Here is a 442-nt window from a genome sequence, read left to right as displayed (position 1 = left end):
CCTCGAGCAGTTCGGCATCACGCCGCCGGAGCTGCTGACAGGGGAGCTGGACGCGGTGTTCGAGCCCGCGGAAGAGTCCGCGCAGGCCTGACGACTCACTTCACGCACGCTGCTCCTCCGAGAGCGCGCCGCTGAGTGACTATCCCGCCTGCCGGCCCGGGCGGGTGAGTCACTGGGCGGCGGGTCAGCGATGGAAAAGGAGGGTGCGCACGTCCTCCGGCAGCTGCGCGCCGGACAGTTCGATGCGGTCGGTGGTCGTCGCGGTCACGATCGTGAACTCGTAGACGAAACCGTCTCTCAGAGGACCTGCGGGTCGGTCGACCGCGCTGCGGACCGCCTCCGTCAGTCGCTCCGCCTCGTCTGGGTCGTCGACCTCGGTCGTGACGCTGATGCCGGCGAAGCCGCCGCTGCGCGTCACGATGACGCGCTGCACGCTCATGAG

1 pseudogene (cut by a window edge) is annotated in these 442 nt (G+C 69.5%); it reads right to left on the bottom strand.

The features are described from left to right. Positions 1-184 precede the first annotated feature (184 nt). Positions 185-442 (bottom strand): annotated as a pseudogene (locus tag ACFE67_RS13880) (protealysin inhibitor emfourin) (it continues 1,017 nt past the right edge of the window).

Source organism: uncultured Amnibacterium sp. (assembly GCF_964244015.1).
GTDB lineage: Bacteria > Actinomycetota > Actinomycetes > Actinomycetales > Microbacteriaceae > Amnibacterium.
This window is presented reverse-complemented; position numbering and strand designations above follow the sequence as displayed.